This window comes from Pseudomonas frederiksbergensis (assembly GCF_003732705.1).
Taxonomy (GTDB): domain Bacteria; phylum Pseudomonadota; class Gammaproteobacteria; order Pseudomonadales; family Pseudomonadaceae; genus Aquipseudomonas; species Aquipseudomonas frederiksbergensis_F.
The window spans coordinates 554,225-570,561 of sequence record NZ_MOBR01000009.1 but is presented as its reverse complement, the minus strand read 5'-3'; the positions used below and the strand labels follow the sequence as shown (position 1 = coordinate 570,561).

The 16,337-nt window shown below is 62.4% G+C and carries 1 protein-coding gene and 1 pseudogene (1 of these 2 cut by a window edge); both read left to right on the top strand.

The window, feature by feature from the left end; genetic code table 11:
- Positions 1–31: 31 nt before the first annotated feature.
- A pseudogene (locus tag BK667_RS34135) lies at positions 32–3,097 on the top strand (non-ribosomal peptide synthetase); the annotation flags it as partial.
- On the top strand, positions 3,074–16,337 hold the 5' portion of the coding sequence (locus tag BK667_RS14000) for a non-ribosomal peptide synthetase (protein ID WP_446033163.1). Its footprint extends 6,086 nt past the window's final position; 13,264 of the gene's 19,350 nt are visible here — the first part of the coding sequence; its start codon is at positions 3,074–3,076; its stop codon lies beyond the right edge, outside the window. The pseudogene BK667_RS34135 and the gene BK667_RS14000, both read left to right, overlap by 24 nt.

The following is a 16,337-nucleotide window of genomic DNA, read 5'->3' as shown; positions in this document are numbered from 1 at the left end:
CCCGCTCGATTGCGCTCAGATCACGCCGGCGATGCTGACGCTGGTAACCGTCAGTCAGGAAACGATTGATCAAGTCGTAGAGAAAATCCCGGGCGGTGTGGGCAACGTGCAGGACATCTACCCGCTGGCACCGTTGCAGGAAGGCATTCTTTACCACCACATTTCCGCCGAGCAGGGTGATCCGTACCTGCTGCAAGCGTCGTTCGCCATGACCAGTCGCGCGCAGCTCGACGGGTTTGTGCAGGCCTTGCAGGCAATGATCGAGCGCCACGACATCCTGCGCACCGCGATGGTCTGGGAAGGACTGGACGAACCGCTGCAAGTGGTTTTGCGCCAGGCACACCTGAACGTCGAAGAAATCGCCGTTGATCCTGCGTTGGGCGACGTTGCCAAGCAATTGGGCCAGCGCTTCGACCCGGCACACACGCGTCTTGATCTGGGCAACGCACCGCTGATGCACCTCGCCTGCGCCTGGGATGCGGGCCACCAGCGCTGGGTGGCGATTCTGCTGTTTCACCACATCGCCCTCGACCACACCGCGCTGGACGTGATGCACGACGAGATGCTGGCTTACCAACGCGGTGAAGCCGAGCGTCTGCAGGCGGCCACGCCTTATCGCAATTACGTGGCCCAGGCCCTGTTGGGTGTGAGCCGCGAGCAACATGAACGGTTCTTCCGCGACATGCTCGGCGATGTCGATGAACCGACGCTGCCGTTTGGTCTGCATGAAGTGCAGGGGGATGGCCGTGGCATTCAGGAGGTAAAGCTGAACCTCGATCCGCTGCTGAGCCAGCGTCTGCGCACGCAAGCGCGGCTGCTGGGGGTGAGTGCGGCGAGCCTGCATCACCTGGCGTGGGCCCGGGTGTTGGGGCGCGTCTCCGGTCGCGACGATGTGGTGTTCGGTACGGTGTTGCTGGGGCGGATGCAGGGTGGCGTGGGTGCGGACCGCGCCCTGGGGATGTTCATCAACACCTTGCCGTTGCGGGTGAAGGTCGGTGGTCAGGACGTGCGCAGCGGCGTGAAAGCCACCCATGCGCGGCTGACGGCGTTGCTCGGTCATGAGCATGCCTCGCTGGCATTGGCCCAGCGTTGCAGCGGGGTGCCGGCTTCGTTGCCGCTGTTCAGCGCGCTGCTCAACTACCGGCACAGTGCGCACCAGGACAACGATGGCGTGGAACTTTGGGGCGGAACTGAAGTGTTGGGCGTGATGGAACGCACCAACTATCCGTGCATGTTGTCGGTGGACGATCAGGGCGAAGGCTTCCTGTTGAGCGTGCAGACCGCGGGCGCGGTGGATGCCTGGCGGGTCGGCGCTTATATGCAGACGGCGCTGGCCAGCCTGGTGGATGCGTTGGAATTTGCGCCTGAATTGGCACTGAATCAGTTGGATATTTTGTCTGCGGATGAGCGTCGGCAGGTGTTGCAAGGGTTCAATGCGACTGACGCGGTTTATCCGTTGGAACAGACGGTTCATGGGTTGTTTGAGGCGCAGGTTGAGCGGACGCCGGATGCTGTGGCGGTGGTTTATGGCTTGGAGCGATTGAGCTATCGCGAGTTGAATGAGCGGGCGAACAGGCTGGCGCATTATCTGCGTGGGCAGGGGGTAAGGCCGGATTCGCGGGTGGCGATTTGTGTTGATCGTTCGGCGGAGATGGTCGTTGGGTTGCTGGCGATTCTGAAGGCTGGGGGTGGTTATGTGCCGCTTGATCCGACCTATCCGTTGCATCGGATTGCTTACATGCTGCAGGACAGCGCGCCGGCGGTGGTGTTGGCGCAGGCCGCGACGCTTGGGCTTCTGAGCGAAGCTTCGATGCCGGTGATCGATCTGGATAGCGGCATTTGGCAGGACGAGTCCGTCTCCAATCCTGTGATTGAAGGGCTGACTTCGGCGCATCTGGCGTATGTGATCTACACCTCGGGTTCGACCGGGTTGCCCAAAGGCGTGATGATTGAACACCGTAATACGGTGAATTTCCTGACCTGGGCGCACCGTTCGTTTGACCGTGAAACCTTGGCCAAAACCCTGTTCTCCACCTCGCTGAACTTCGACCTGGCGGTCTACGAATGCTTTGCGCCACTGACTTCCGGCGGCAGCATCGATGTCGTCACTAATGTGCTGGAACTGCGAGACGACATCACCCTGATCAACACCGTGCCGTCAGCGCTCAAAGCCTTGCTGGAATCCGGCGGGCTGAGCACCAACGTGCGCACGGTCAACGTTGCGGGTGAAGCGCTGAAACGCAGCCTCGTGGAAAGCCTGTTCGAACAGACGCAGGTTCAACGCCTGTGCAACCTCTATGGCCCTTCGGAAACCACAACCTACTCAAGTTGGGTCTCGATGGATCGCGAAGACGGTTTCGCGGCACACATCGGTAAACCGGTCGCCAACACCCGTTTCTACTTGCTGGATGAGCATCAGCAACCGGTGCCTCTGGGCGTTCCAGGCGAAATCTACATCGGCGGCGCAGGCGTAGCGCGGGGATACCTGAACCGCGAAGATCTGACCGCCGAACGCTTCCTCACCGACCCATTCAGCGCAAACGGCCGGATGTATAGAACGGGCGACCTGGGCCGCTACCTGCCGGATGGCAACATCGAATACCTCGGCCGTAACGACGACCAGGTCAAAATCCGCGGTTTCCGCATCGAACTCGGCGAGATCGAAACCAAACTCGCCCAACACGCCGACATCCAGGAAACCGCAGTCCTGGCCCGCGAAGACGTCCCCGGCGAAAAACGCCTGGTCGCTTACTACACCGCGCCAGCCGCACTGGACATCGACGCGTTACGCCGTCACCTGCAAACCCAGTTGCCGGACTACATGGTCCCGGCAGCCTATGTCCATCTCGACCAACTGCCCTTGACGCCCAACGGCAAACTCGACCGCAAGGCCCTGCCAGCGCCGGACCTGGATGCCGTGATCACCCGAGGCTACGAAGCTCCCCTCGGCGAAACCGAAATCACCCTGGCGCGGATCTGGGCGCAAGTGCTCAATGTGGAGCAAGTCGGCCGTCACGATCATTTCTTCGAACTCGGTGGTCATTCCCTGTTGGCCGTCAGCCTGATGGAGCGCATGCGCCAGGCCGGATTGAGCGCCGACGTGCGCGTGCTGTTCAGTCAACCGACCTTGGTCGCATTGGCCGCCGCCGTTGGCAGTGGCAACGAGATCAACGTCCCGGCAAACCTGATTCCGCCGAATTGCGAACACATCACCCCAGCCATGCTGCCGCTGGTGACGCTGACTCAGGCAACCATCGAGCGCATCGTCGCCACGGTCCCCGGCGGCGCCAGCAACGTGCAGGATATCTACCCGCTGGCTCCGTTGCAGGAAGGCATCCTCTATCACCACCTCGCCGCCGAGCAGGGCGATCCCTACGTGCTGCAAGCACAATTCGGTTTCGACAGTCGCGCACGCCTGGACGATTTCACCCAAGCCTTGCAGGGCGTGATCGACCGCCACGACATCTTGCGCACCTCGATGGCCTGGGAAGGGCTTGACGAACCGGTGCAAGTGGTCTGGCGCCAGGCGCAACTGTCGGTGGAAGAAGTGACTTTCGAGGCCGCCGAAGGTGATATCGCCGATCAGCTGCGCGAGCGTTTCGACTCCCGCCACCATCGCCTCGACATTCGCCAGGCGCCCTTGATGTGCATCCGTTTTGCCCAGGACGATAAGCGATGGGTCGCGACGTTGCTGTTCCATCACACCGCGCTCGACCACACGGCGCTGGAAGTGGTGCGCCACGAGATGCAGGCGCATTTACTCGGTCAGTCGGGCCAGTTGGGCGCGGCGGTGCCGTATCGCAACTATGTGGCCCAGGCTCGCCTTGGCGTCAGCCGTGAGGATCACGAAGCCTTTTTCCGCGACATGCTTGGCGATATTGATGAGCCGACCCTGCCGTTCGGTCTGCAAGATGTGCAGGGCGATGGCCGCGATATCGAGCAGGCCAAGCAAGCTGTAGACCCGGCACTGAGCCGGCGCCTGCGTGCCCAGGCGCGCCAGCTCGGGGTGAGTGCCGCGAGCCTGGTTCACCTGGCGTGGGCGCAGGTCCTCGGCCGGGTCTCGGGCCGCGAAGAAGTGGTGTTCGGCACCGTACTGATGGGCCGGATGCAGGGCGGCGAGGGGGCCGAGCGTGCGTTGGGCATGTTCATCAACACCCTGCCGCTGCGGGTGAGCACAGGCGCACAAGGCGCACGCGCCGCCGTCAAGGCGACCCATGCGCGGCTGACGGGCCTGCTGGGTCATGAACATGCCTCGCTGGCACTGGCCCAGCGTTGCAGCGGCGTGGTCGCACCGACGCCGCTGTTCAGCGCGCTGCTCAACTTCCGCCATTCCGGCGCGGAGCCGACTGCTTTGGGTGCGTCTTCGGCCTGGAACGGGATTGAGGCGCTGGGTGGCGAAGAACGTACGAACTATCCGCTGACGCTGTCGGTGGACGATCTGGGCCAGGGGTTCAGCCTGACGGTCCAGGCTGCGACCGGGGTTGGTGCGCAGCGGGTTGGCGCTTATATGCAAGCAGCGCTGGCCAGTCTGGTGGAGGCCCTGGAGTCTGCGCCTGAGACTTCGTTGTTTGATTTGGCGATTTTGCCGGTGGCGGAGCGTTTGAAGCTGCTGGTCGAGTTCAATGCGACAGAGGCTTTGTATCCGCTGGAGCAGACGGTTCATGGGTTGTTTGAGGCGCAGGTTGAGCGCACGCCGGATGCTGTGGCCGTGGTGCATGGCGAGCAGCGCTTGAGCTACCGCGAGGTGAATGAGCGGGCGAACCAGTTGGCGCATTACCTGCGCGGGCAGGGCGTACGACCGGATTCGCGGGTGGCGATTTGTGTTGAACGCAGTGCCGACATGGTCGTCGGGTTGCTGGCGATTCTGAAGGCGGGCGGGGGTTATGTGCCGCTCGATCCGACCTATCCGTTGGACCGGATTGCCTACATGTTGCAGGACAGCGCGCCCGCCGTGGTGTTGGCGCAGGCCGCGACCCTTGGGCTTCTGAGTGAAGCAACGATGCCGGTTATCGATCTCGATAGTGGTCTTTGGCAGGACGAATCCGTCTCCAATCCTGTGATTGACGGACTGACGTCGGCGCATTTGGCGTACGTGATCTACACCTCGGGTTCGACCGGGTTGCCGAAAGGCGTAATGATCGAGCATCGCAACACGGTGAACTTCCTGACCTGGGCGCATCGTTCTTTCGACGATGCCACATTGGCCAAAACGTTGTTCTCCACCTCGCTGAACTTCGACCTGGCAGTCTACGAATGCTTCGCGCCGCTGACTTCCGGCGGCAGCATTACTGTCGTGAAGAACGTGCTGGAACCGCAACCCGACATCACTCTGATCAACACCGTGCCGTCAGCGCTCAAAGCCTTGCTGGAATCGGGCGGAGTCAGCAAAAACGTGCATACGGTCAACGTTGCCGGTGAAGCGCTCAAACGCAGTCTGGTAGAAAACCTGTTTGAACAAACCAGTGTGCAGCGTCTGTGCAACCTCTACGGCCCATCGGAAACCACGACTTACTCAAGCTGGGTCTCGATGGACCGCGAAGATGGCTTCGCCGCCCACATCGGCAAACCGGTCGCCAACACCCAGTTCTATTTGCTGGATGATCACGGCCAACCCGTCCCACAGGGCGTTCCCGGTGAAATCTACATCGGCGGCGCCGGCGTGGCGCGCGGCTACCTGAACCGCGACGACTTGACGGCCGAACGCTTCCTCAACGACCCATTCAGCACCAACGGCCGGATGTACCGCACCGGTGACTTGGGCCGCTACCTGCCCGACGGAAACATCGAATACCTGGGCCGCAACGACGACCAAGTCAAAATCCGTGGCTTCCGCATCGAGTTGGGCGAGATCGAAGCCAAACTCGCCCGACACGCCGATATCCAGGAAACCGCCGTCCTGGCCCGCGAAGACATCCCCGGTGAAAAACGCCTGGTCGCTTACTACACCGCGCCAGCCACACTGGACATCGACGCACTCCGCCGTCACCTGCAAACCCAGCTTCCGGACTACATGGTCCCGGCGGCCTACGTGCACCTCGACACCTTGCCGCTGACCCCCAACGGCAAACTCGACCGCAAAGCATTGCCAGCACCCGACCTGGATGCCGTGATCACGCGCGGCTACGAAGCCCCCATCGGCGAAACCGAAACCACCCTCGCGCAGATCTGGTCAGACGTCCTCAACGTTGAACGCATCGGCCGCCACGACCACTTCTTCGAACTCGGCGGCCACTCACTCCTGGCCGTCAGCCTGATCGAACGCATGCGCCAGGCCGGGCTCAGCACCGACGTCCGCGCGTTGTTCAGCCAACCAACCCTGGCCGCACTGGCCGCAGCCGTCGGCAGTGGCAACGAGGTCATCGTCCCGGCGAACCTGATTCCGCCGAATTGCGAACACATCACCCCGGCCATGCTGCCGCTGGTGACGCTGACCCAGGCAACCATCGAGCGCATCGTCGCGACTGTCCCCGGCGGCGTGCGCAATGTGCAGGACATCTACCCGCTGGCACCGTTGCAGGAAGGCATCCTTTACCACCACATCTCGTCCGAACAGGGCGATCCCTATGTGCTGCAAACCCAGTTTGCGTTCGCCACCCGCGCATGGCTGGATGATTTCGCCCAAGCGCTGCAGCAGGTCATCAACCGTCACGACATTCTGCGCACCTCGATGCTCTGGGAAGGACTCGACCAGCCATTGCAGGTTGTCTGGCGCGAGGCTCAGCTGATTCAGGAAGAGATTGAAGCGCTCGGCGGCGATGTCGCGGCGCAACTGCTTGAGCGTTTCGACCCAAGGCATCACCGCCTCGACATCACCCGCGCGCCGATGCTGCGTCTGGTCTACAGCCACGACGTCGCCGGCGATCGCTGGTTGGCGATCTTGCTGTTCCACCACATGGCCCTCGACCATACGGCGATGGAAGTGGTGCAACACGAGATGCAAGCGTTCTTGCTCGGCGAAACGCAACCATTGGGCGCGGCGATGCCTTACCGCAACTATGTGGCTCAGGCGCGATTGGGCGTAAGCCTGGAGGAGCACGAAGGGTTCTTCCGCGAAATGCTGGGCGATGTTGACGAGCCGACGCTGCCGTTCGGTCTGCAAGATGTGCAAGGTGCCGGGCAGGGCATCGAGGAAGCCACGCTGGCACTCGAAACCCGCCTGAGTCAGCGCTTGCGCCGCCAGGCACGCCTGCTCGGCGTCAGTGCCGCGAGCCTGGTGCATCTGGCCTGGGCGCAGGTGTTGGGCCGGGTTTCGGGCCGGGACGATGTCGTGTTCGGCACGGTTCTGATGGGCCGGATGCAAGGCGGCGAGGGGGCTGATCGGGCGCTGGGCATGTTTATCAATACCTTGCCGTTGCGCGTGAATGTCGGCGTTCAAGACACCCGCGCCGGGGTCAAGGCGACCCATGCGCGGCTGACCGGGTTGCTGGGGCATGAACATGCTTCGCTGGCCCTGGCGCAGCGTTGCAGTGGCGTGGTCGCGCCGCTGCCGTTGTTCAGTGCATTGCTCAACTATCGCCACAGCGGTGTGGCCCAGTCGGCTTCAGCCGAAGCCATTCGTGCCTGGGAAGGGATCGAAGTCCTCGGCGGTGAGGAGCGCACCAACTATCCGTTGATGCTGTCGGTGGATGATCTGGGTGATGGCTTCAGCCTGACGGCGCAGGCCAGCCTTGGAGTCAGCCCGCAGCGGGTTTGCGCTTATATGCGCACGGCGCTGGAAAGCCTGGCGGCGGCGTTGGAGCAGACGGCTCCGGTGCCGCTGCATCGCTTGTCGATTCTGCCGCAGGATGAGCGGGCGAAGTTGCTGGTTGATTTCAATGCGACCGAAGCGTTGTACCCACTCGACCAGACTGTTCATGGGTTGTTTGAGGCGCAGGTTGAGCGCACGCCGGATGCGGTGGCGGTGGTGCATGGCGAGCAACGCTTGAGCTATCGCGAGGTGAATGAACGGGCGAACCGGTTGGCGCATTACCTGCGTGGGCAAGGTGTGCGGCCGGATTCGCGGGTGGCGATTTGTGTTGAACGCAGTGCCGACATGGTCGTCGGGTTGCTGGCGATTCTGAAGGCGGGCGGGGGTTATGTGCCGCTGGATCCGACCTATCCGCTGGATCGGATTGCCTACATGTTGCAGGACAGCGCGCCGGCAGTGGTGTTGGCGCAGTCTGCGACCCTCGGGTTGCTGGCCGAGGCTTTGATGCCGGTCATCAATCTCGATAGCGGCATTTGGCAGGACGAATCCGTCTCCAATCCTGTGATTGAAGGGCTGACTTCGGCGCATCTGGCGTACGTGATCTACACCTCGGGCTCCACCGGTCTACCGAAAGGCGTAATGATCGAACACCGCAACACGGTCAACTTCCTGACCTGGGCCCATCGTTCGTTTGACCGTGAAACCTTGGCCAAAACCCTGTTCTCCACTTCGCTGAACTTCGACCTGGCGGTCTACGAATGCTTCGCGCCGCTGACTTCCGGCGGCAGCATCGATGTCGTCACTAATGTGCTGGAACTGCGAGACGACATCACGTTGATCAACACCGTGCCGTCGGCGCTCAAGGCCTTACTGGAATCCGGCGGACTAAGCACCAATGTGTACACGGTCAACGTTGCCGGCGAAGCACTCAAACGCAGCCTCGTAGAAAACCTGTTCGAACAGACTCAGGTTCAACGCCTGTGCAACCTCTACGGCCCCTCGGAAACCACAACCTACTCAAGCTGGGTATCGATGGACCGCGAGGATGGTTTTGCCGCTCATATCGGCAAACCGGTCGCCAACACCCAGTTCTACTTGCTGGATGAACATCAGCAACCCGTGCCACTGGGCGTTCCGGGCGAAATCTACATCGGCGGCGCCGGCGTGGCGCGCGGCTACCTGAACCGTGACGACCTCACCGCCGAACGCTTCCTCACCGACCCATTCAGCACCAACGGCCGGATGTATCGCACCGGCGACCAGGGCCGCTACCTGCCCGACGGCAACATCGAATACCTCGGCCGCAACGACGATCAAGTCAAAATCCGCGGCTTCCGCATCGAACTCGGCGAGATCGAAACCAAACTCGCCCAACACGAAGACATCCACGAAACCGCAGTCCTGGCCCGCGAAGACGTGCCGGGTGACAAACGCCTGGTCGCGTACTACACCGCGAAAATATCAATCGACATCGATCAGTTACGCCGTCACCTGCAAACCCAGCTACCGGACTACATGCTCCCATCCGCCTACGTGCACCTCGACACCTTGCCGCTGACCCCCAACGGCAAACTCGACCGCAAGGCCTTGCCAGCGCCAGATTCCGATTCCGTCATTACTCGCGGCTACGAAGCCCCGATTGGCGAAGTCGAAACCACCCTGGCGCAGATCTGGTCCGACGTCCTCAACGTCGAACGCGTTGGTCGTCACGACCATTTCTTCGAACTTGGCGGCCACTCGCTGCTGGCGGTCACGCTGATCGAGCGCATGCGCCAGGCCAATTTGAGCGCCGACGTGCGCGTCCTGTTCGGCCAGCCAACCCTGGTCGCGCTGGCCGCTGCGGTCGGTGGCAGCCACGAAATCGTGGTGCCGGCGAATAGAATCCAGCCCGACTGCACCCGCATCACCCCGGACATGCTGGCACTGACCGACCTGGATCAACAGGCCATCGACCGTATCGTCGCCACCGTCCCCGGTGGCGCCCGCAACGTGCAGGACATCTATCCGCTGGCACCGTTGCAGGAAGGCATTCTGTTCCATCACTTGTCGGCCGAGCAGGGCGACCCGTACGTGTTGCAAGCCCGGTTTGCCGTGCAGAGCCGCCAGCGCCTCGACGATTTCGTCCAGGCCCTGCAAGGCGTCATCGACCGCCACGACATCCTGCGCACCGCCGTCCTGTGGGAAGGGCTCGACGAGCCGCAACAAGTGGTCTGGCGTGAGGCTCGATTGGGTGTGGAACACCTCGCGCTCGACCCGCAGGCCGGGGACATCACCGAGCAACTGCACCAGCGTTTCGACGCTCGCCACTACGCCCTGGACATCACCCAGGCACCGCTGATGCGCCTGGTCTTCGCCGAGGACCAGCCGAATCAGCGCTGGGTCGCGATGCTGCTGTTCCATCACATGGCCCTCGATCACACGGCGCTGGAAGTGGTACGCCACGAGATGCAGGCGCACTTGCTCGGCCAGGCTGACCAGTTGGGCGCGGCGATGCCGTATCGCAACTACGTGGCCCAAGCGCGCCTGGGTGTCAGCAACGCAGAGCACGAAGCGTTTTTTAGCGACATGCTGGGTGATGTCGACGAGCCAACGCTGCCGTTCGGTTTGCAAGACGTGCAGGGCGATGGCAGCGATATTGAGGAAGCCCGATTCGTCATCGACCGCGACTTGAGCCGTCGCTTGCGACGTCTGGCCCGCCAATCGGGTGTCGGTGCGGCGAGCCTGCACCACTTGGCGTGGGCGCAGGTGCTGGGGCGTGTCTCGGGTCAGGACGACGTGGTGTTCGGCACCGTGTTGATGGGCCGGATGCAGGGCGGCGAGGGCGCGGATCGTGCCTTGGGCATGTTCATCAATACCTTGCCGCTGCGGGTCGATGTCGCCGCTCAGGACGTCAAGGCCGGCGTGCGCGCCGTCCATGGGCGACTGACCGCGCTGCTGGGGCATGAGCACGCGTCGCTGGCATTGGCCCAGCGTTGCAGCGCAGTGGCCGCGCCGACGCCGCTGTTCAGCGCCTTGTTGAATTACCGTCACTCCAGTGAACAGTCAGAGGCAGTGAATGCAGCGTGGCAGGGCATTGATGCCCTCGGTGGCGAAGAACGCACCAACTACCCGCTGACCCTGTCGGTGGACGACCTGGGCGAAGACTTTGCCCTGACCGTGCTGGTCACCGGCGGCGTCGGTGCAGAGCGGATTTGCGCCTACATGAACACCGCGCTGCAAAGCCTCGCCACGGCACTGGAATCGGCTCCGGCAGCCCCCTTGCACAGTCTGGATGTGCTGCCGCAAATCGAGCGTCGGCAGGTGTTGACCGGGTTCAACGCCACCGCGCGTGGCTATCCGCACAGCAGCACCGTTCAGGCCGCATTCGAAGCCCAGGTCCTGGCCCGTCCAACCGCCACTGCGGCGGTTCACGACGGCCAACGCCTGACCTACAACGAACTGAATGCCCAGGCCAACCGCTTGGCGCATCACCTGATCAGCCTTGGGGTGCAGCCGGGCGACAGCGTGGCGATCCTGCTGGAGCGCTCGCTTGACCTGCTGATCAGTCAGCTGGCCATCCTCAAATGCGCGGCGGTTTATGTGCCGCTGGACGTCAACGCCCCCACCGAACGCCAACGCTTCATGGTGCAAGACAGTCAGGCCAGCCTGGTGCTGACCCGCCGTGACCAAGACATTGCCCACGGCGTACACCGAGTGGACTTCGACACCCTGGCCCTCGACAACGTGCCGAGCCAAAACCCGCAACTTCCGCAGTCCAGCGAGACCCCGGCTTACATCATGTACACCTCTGGCTCGACCGGTACGCCAAAAGGCGTGTTGGTGCCGCACCGGGCGATCACTCGGCTGGTGATCAATAACGGCTACGCCGACTTCAACGCGCAAGACCGCGTGGCTTTCGCCTCGAACCCGGCCTTTGACGCCAGCACCCTCGACGTCTGGGCGCCGCTGCTCAATGGCGGTTGCGTGGTGGTGGTTGCCCAGGATGTGTTGCTGTCGCAATCAGCCTTGCGTGCCTTGCTGCTCGAACAATCCGTGAGTGTGTTGTGGATGACCGCCGGGCTGTTTCATCAATACGCCTTGGGCCTGATGGACGTGTTCCAGCAGTTGCGCTACCTGATTGTCGGGGGCGATGTACTCGACCCGGCGGTGATCGGTCGTGTGCTGCAAGAAGGCGCGCCGCAGCATTTGCTCAATGGCTACGGCCCGACGGAAGCGACCACGTTTTCCACCACCTATGCGATCAAAACGGCCGGCGCGGGCAGCATTCCGATTGGCCGCCCGGTCGGCAACACCCGGGTCTATGTGCTGGATGCTTACCAACGGCCAGCGCCAATCGGCGTGGCGGGCGAGTTGTACATCGGTGGCGACGGCGTGGCCAAAGGGTATCTGAACCGGCCCGACCTGACCGCCGAGAAGTTTGTCGCCGACCCGTTCAGCACCGAACCCCAGGCGTTGTTGTACCGCACCGGCGACCTGGCGCGCTGGTTGCCGGACGGCAATGTGGAATACCTGGGGCGCAACGACGACCAAGTGAAAATCCGTGGTTTCCGCATCGAACTGGGCGAGATCGAGGCGCGCCTGGCGCAACACGCCGACATCAAGGAAACGGTGGTGCTGGCCCGGGAAGACGTGCCGGGTGACAAACGTCTGGTCGCCTACTACACCTCGCCAAACGCGCTGGACATCGAAGCATTGCGCAGTCACCTGCAAGGTCAGTTGCCGGATTACATGATCCCGGCGGCCTACGTACGCCTCGACGTGCTGCCCCTGACACCGAACGGCAAGCTTGACCGCAAGGCACTGCCTGCGCCGGACCTGGATGCGCTGATCACCCGCGAGTACGAAGCGCCTGTCGGCGAAACCGAAATCACCCTGGCTCGACTGTGGGCGCAAGTCCTCAGCGTGGAGCAGGTCGGCCGTCACGATCACTTCTTCGAGCTGGGCGGCCATTCGCTGCTGGCGGTGAAGCTGATCGAGCAGATGCGCCAGTCTGGTTTGAGCGCCGATGTGCGGGTGCTGTTCAGCCAACCGACCCTGGCCGCACTGGCTGCCGCCATTGGCAGCGGCAGCGAAGTGCGCGTCCCGGCGAACCTGATCCCTTTGGATTGTGAACACATCACCGCGGCCATGCTGCCGTTGATCAAGCTTGATCAGGCGGCGATTGACCACATCGTCGCGACAGTTCCGGGTGGCGTGCACAACGTGCAGGACATCTACCCGCTGACGCCGTTGCAGGAAGGCATCCTTTATCACCACCTCGCCGCCGAGCAGGGCGATCCGTACGTGTTGCAGACGGTATTCGAGTTGCACAGTCGTGACCGGCTGACGGCGTTCGTGGCCGCGCTGCAAAACGTCATCGACCGGCATGACATCCTGCGCACCAGCGTGGTGTGGCAAGGGCTGGACACACCGACGCAAGTGGTGTGGCGCAAGGCGACGTTGCACCTTGAACAGGTCGAGCTGGATGCCGCGGCAGGCGATATCGCCACGCAGTTGCAGAGCCAGTTCGACCCACGGCATTACCGACTGAACATCAGCCAGGCACCGATGCTGCGCCTGGCCTTTGCCGAAGACGCGCCCAACCAGCGCTGGGTGGCGGTGTTGCTGTTTCATCACATGGCCCTCGACCACACAGCGATGGAAGTGGTGGTGCATGAGATGCAGGCGCACTTGCTGGGCGAGGCCGATCAACTGAGCGCAGCAATGCCGTATCGCAACTATGTGGCGCAGGCGCGGTTGGGGACGAGTCAGCAAGCACACGAAGCCTTTTTCCGCGAGATGCTCGGCGATATCGACGAACCTACGCTGCCGTTCGGTTTGCAGGATGTGCAAGGCGATGGACGGGATATCGAAGAAGCCCGACAGACTGTGGATGCGGCATTGAACCTGCGTCTGCGGGCCCAGGCACGCCAGCTCGGTGTGAGTGCGGCGAGCCTGCTGCACCTGGCCTGGGCGCAAGTGCTGGGCAAGGTGTCCGGCAAATGCGACGTGGTGTTTGGCACCGTGTTAATGGGCCGGATGCAGGGCGGCGAGGGTGCCGACCGCGCGCTGGGGATGTTTATCAATACCTTGCCGTTGCGCGTCGATGTGGGTGTGCAAGCTGTTCGGGCGGGGGTGAAAGCCACCCATGCACGGCTGACGGCGCTGCTGGGGCATGAACATGCGCCGCTGGTGTTGGCACAGCGTTGCAGTGGCGTGGTGGCGCCGGTTCCGCTGTTCAGCGCACTGTTGAATTATCGACACAGCACAGTCGCCGATCCGTCGGCGCGGTATCAGGCGGCATGGCACGGTATCGAAGTGCTCGGCGGTGAAGAGCGCACCAATTACCCGTTGACGCTGAACGTCGATGATCTGGGTAATGGTTTTACGTTGTCGGTGTTGGTGACCTCGGAAGTCGGCGCGCAGCGGGTTTGCGGTTATGTGCATACGGCGCTGGAAAGTCTGGTGGATGCGTTGGAACAGGCGCCTCAGGCTTCGCTGCAGAGCTTGGCGATTTTGCCGGTGGCGGAGCGATTGAAGTTGCTGGTTGAGTTCAATGCGACAGAGGCTTTGTATCCGCTGGAGCAGACGGTTCATGGGTTGTTTGAGGCGCAGGTTGAGCGCACGCCGGATGCTGTGGCGGTGGTTTATGGCTTGGAACATTTGAGTTATCGCGAGTTGAATGAACGGGCGAACCGCCTGGCGCATTACCTGCGTGGGCAGGGCGTGCGGCCGGATTCGCGGGTGGCGATTTGTGTTGAACGTTCGGCGGAGATGGTCGTTGGGTTGCTGGCGATTCTGAAGGCTGGGGGCGGTTATGTGCCGCTTGATCCGACCTATCCGTTGGATCGGATTGCTTACATGCTGCAGGACAGCGCGCCAGCCGTGGTGTTGGCACAGGCTGCGACGCTTGGGTTGCTCGCCGAGGCTTCGATGCCGGTGATCGATCTGGATAGTGGTCTTTGGCAGGACGAATCCGTCTCCAATCCTGTGATTGAAGGGCTGACTTCAGCGCATCTGGCGTATGTGATCTACACCTCGGGCTCCACCGGTTTGCCGAAAGGCGTGATGATCGAACACCGCAACACGGTGAACTTCCTGACCTGGGCACATCGTTCGTTTGATGACGCGACGTTGGCGAAAACCCTGTTCTCCACCTCGCTGAACTTCGATTTGGCGGTCTACGAGTGCTTTGCGCCACTGACGTCCGGCGGCAGCATCGATGTCGTCACTAATGTGCTGGAACTGCGAGACGACATCACCCTGATCAACACCGTGCCGTCAGCGCTCAAAGCCTTGCTGGAATCCGGCGGACTGAGCACCAACGTGCACACGGTCAACGTCGCCGGTGAAGCGCTGAAACGCAGCCTCGTCGAAAGCCTGTTTGAACAAACCAGCGTTCAACGCCTGTGCAACCTCTACGGCCCCTCGGAAACCACGACCTATTCAAGTTGGGTATCGATGGACCGCGAGGACGGGTTCGCCGCCCACATCGGCAAACCGGTCGCCAACACCCAGTTCTACTTGCTGGATGACCACGGCCAACCCGTCCCACAGGGCGTTCCCGGTGAAATCTACATCGGCGGCGCAGGCGTAGCGCGGGGCTACCTGAACCGCGACGACCTCACTGCCGAACGCTTCCTCACCGATCCATTCAGCACCAACGGCCGGATGTACAAAACCGGCGACCTGGGCCGCTACCTCCCGGACGGCAACATCGAATACCTCGGCCGCAACGACGACCAAGTGAAAATCCGCGGCTTCCGCATCGAACTTGGCGAGATCGAAACCAAACTCGCCCAACACGACGCCATTAACGAAACCGTCGTCCTGGCCCGCGAAGACGTGCCGGGCGACAAACGCCTGGTCGCGTACTACACCGCGCCACAAACCCTCGATATCAACCAGTTGCGCAGCCACCTGCAAACCCTACTGCCCGACTACATGGTCCCCTCCGCCTACGTACACCTCGACACCTTGCCGCTAACCCCCAACGGCAAACTCGACCGCAAGGCCCTGCCGATCCCGGATCTGGATGCCGTGATCACCCGAGGCTACGAAGCCCCCATCGGCGAAACCGAAACCACCCTCGCGCAGATCTGGTCAGACGTCCTCAACGTAGAACGCATCGGCCGTCACGACCATTTCTTCGAACTCGGCGGCCATTCCCTGTTGGCCGTCAGCCTGATCGAACGCATGCGCCAGGCCGGACTCAGCGCTGACGTGCGCGCACTGTTCAGCCAACCGACCCTGGCCGCACTGGCCGCGGCGGTCGGCAGCGGCAACGAGATCAACGTCCCGGCCAACCTGATTGCGCCGAATTGCGAACACATCACCCCAGCCATGCTGCCGCTGGCCAGCCTGACTCAGGACGCTATCGAACGCATTGTCGCCAGCGTCCCCGGCGGCGTGCGCAACGTGCAGGACATCTACCCATTGGCGCCGTTGCAGGAAGGCATCCTCTATCACCACCTCGCCGCCGAGCAGGGCGATCCGTACGTGTTGCAGTCGCAGTTTGCCTTTGACAGTCGTGAACACCTCGACGCCTTCACTCAAGCGCTACAGGTGGTGATCGACCGCCACGACATCCTCCGCACTTCGATGGCCTGGGAAGGGCTGGACGAACCGGTGCAAGTGGTCTGGCGCACGGCGCAGTTAAACGTGGAGGAGG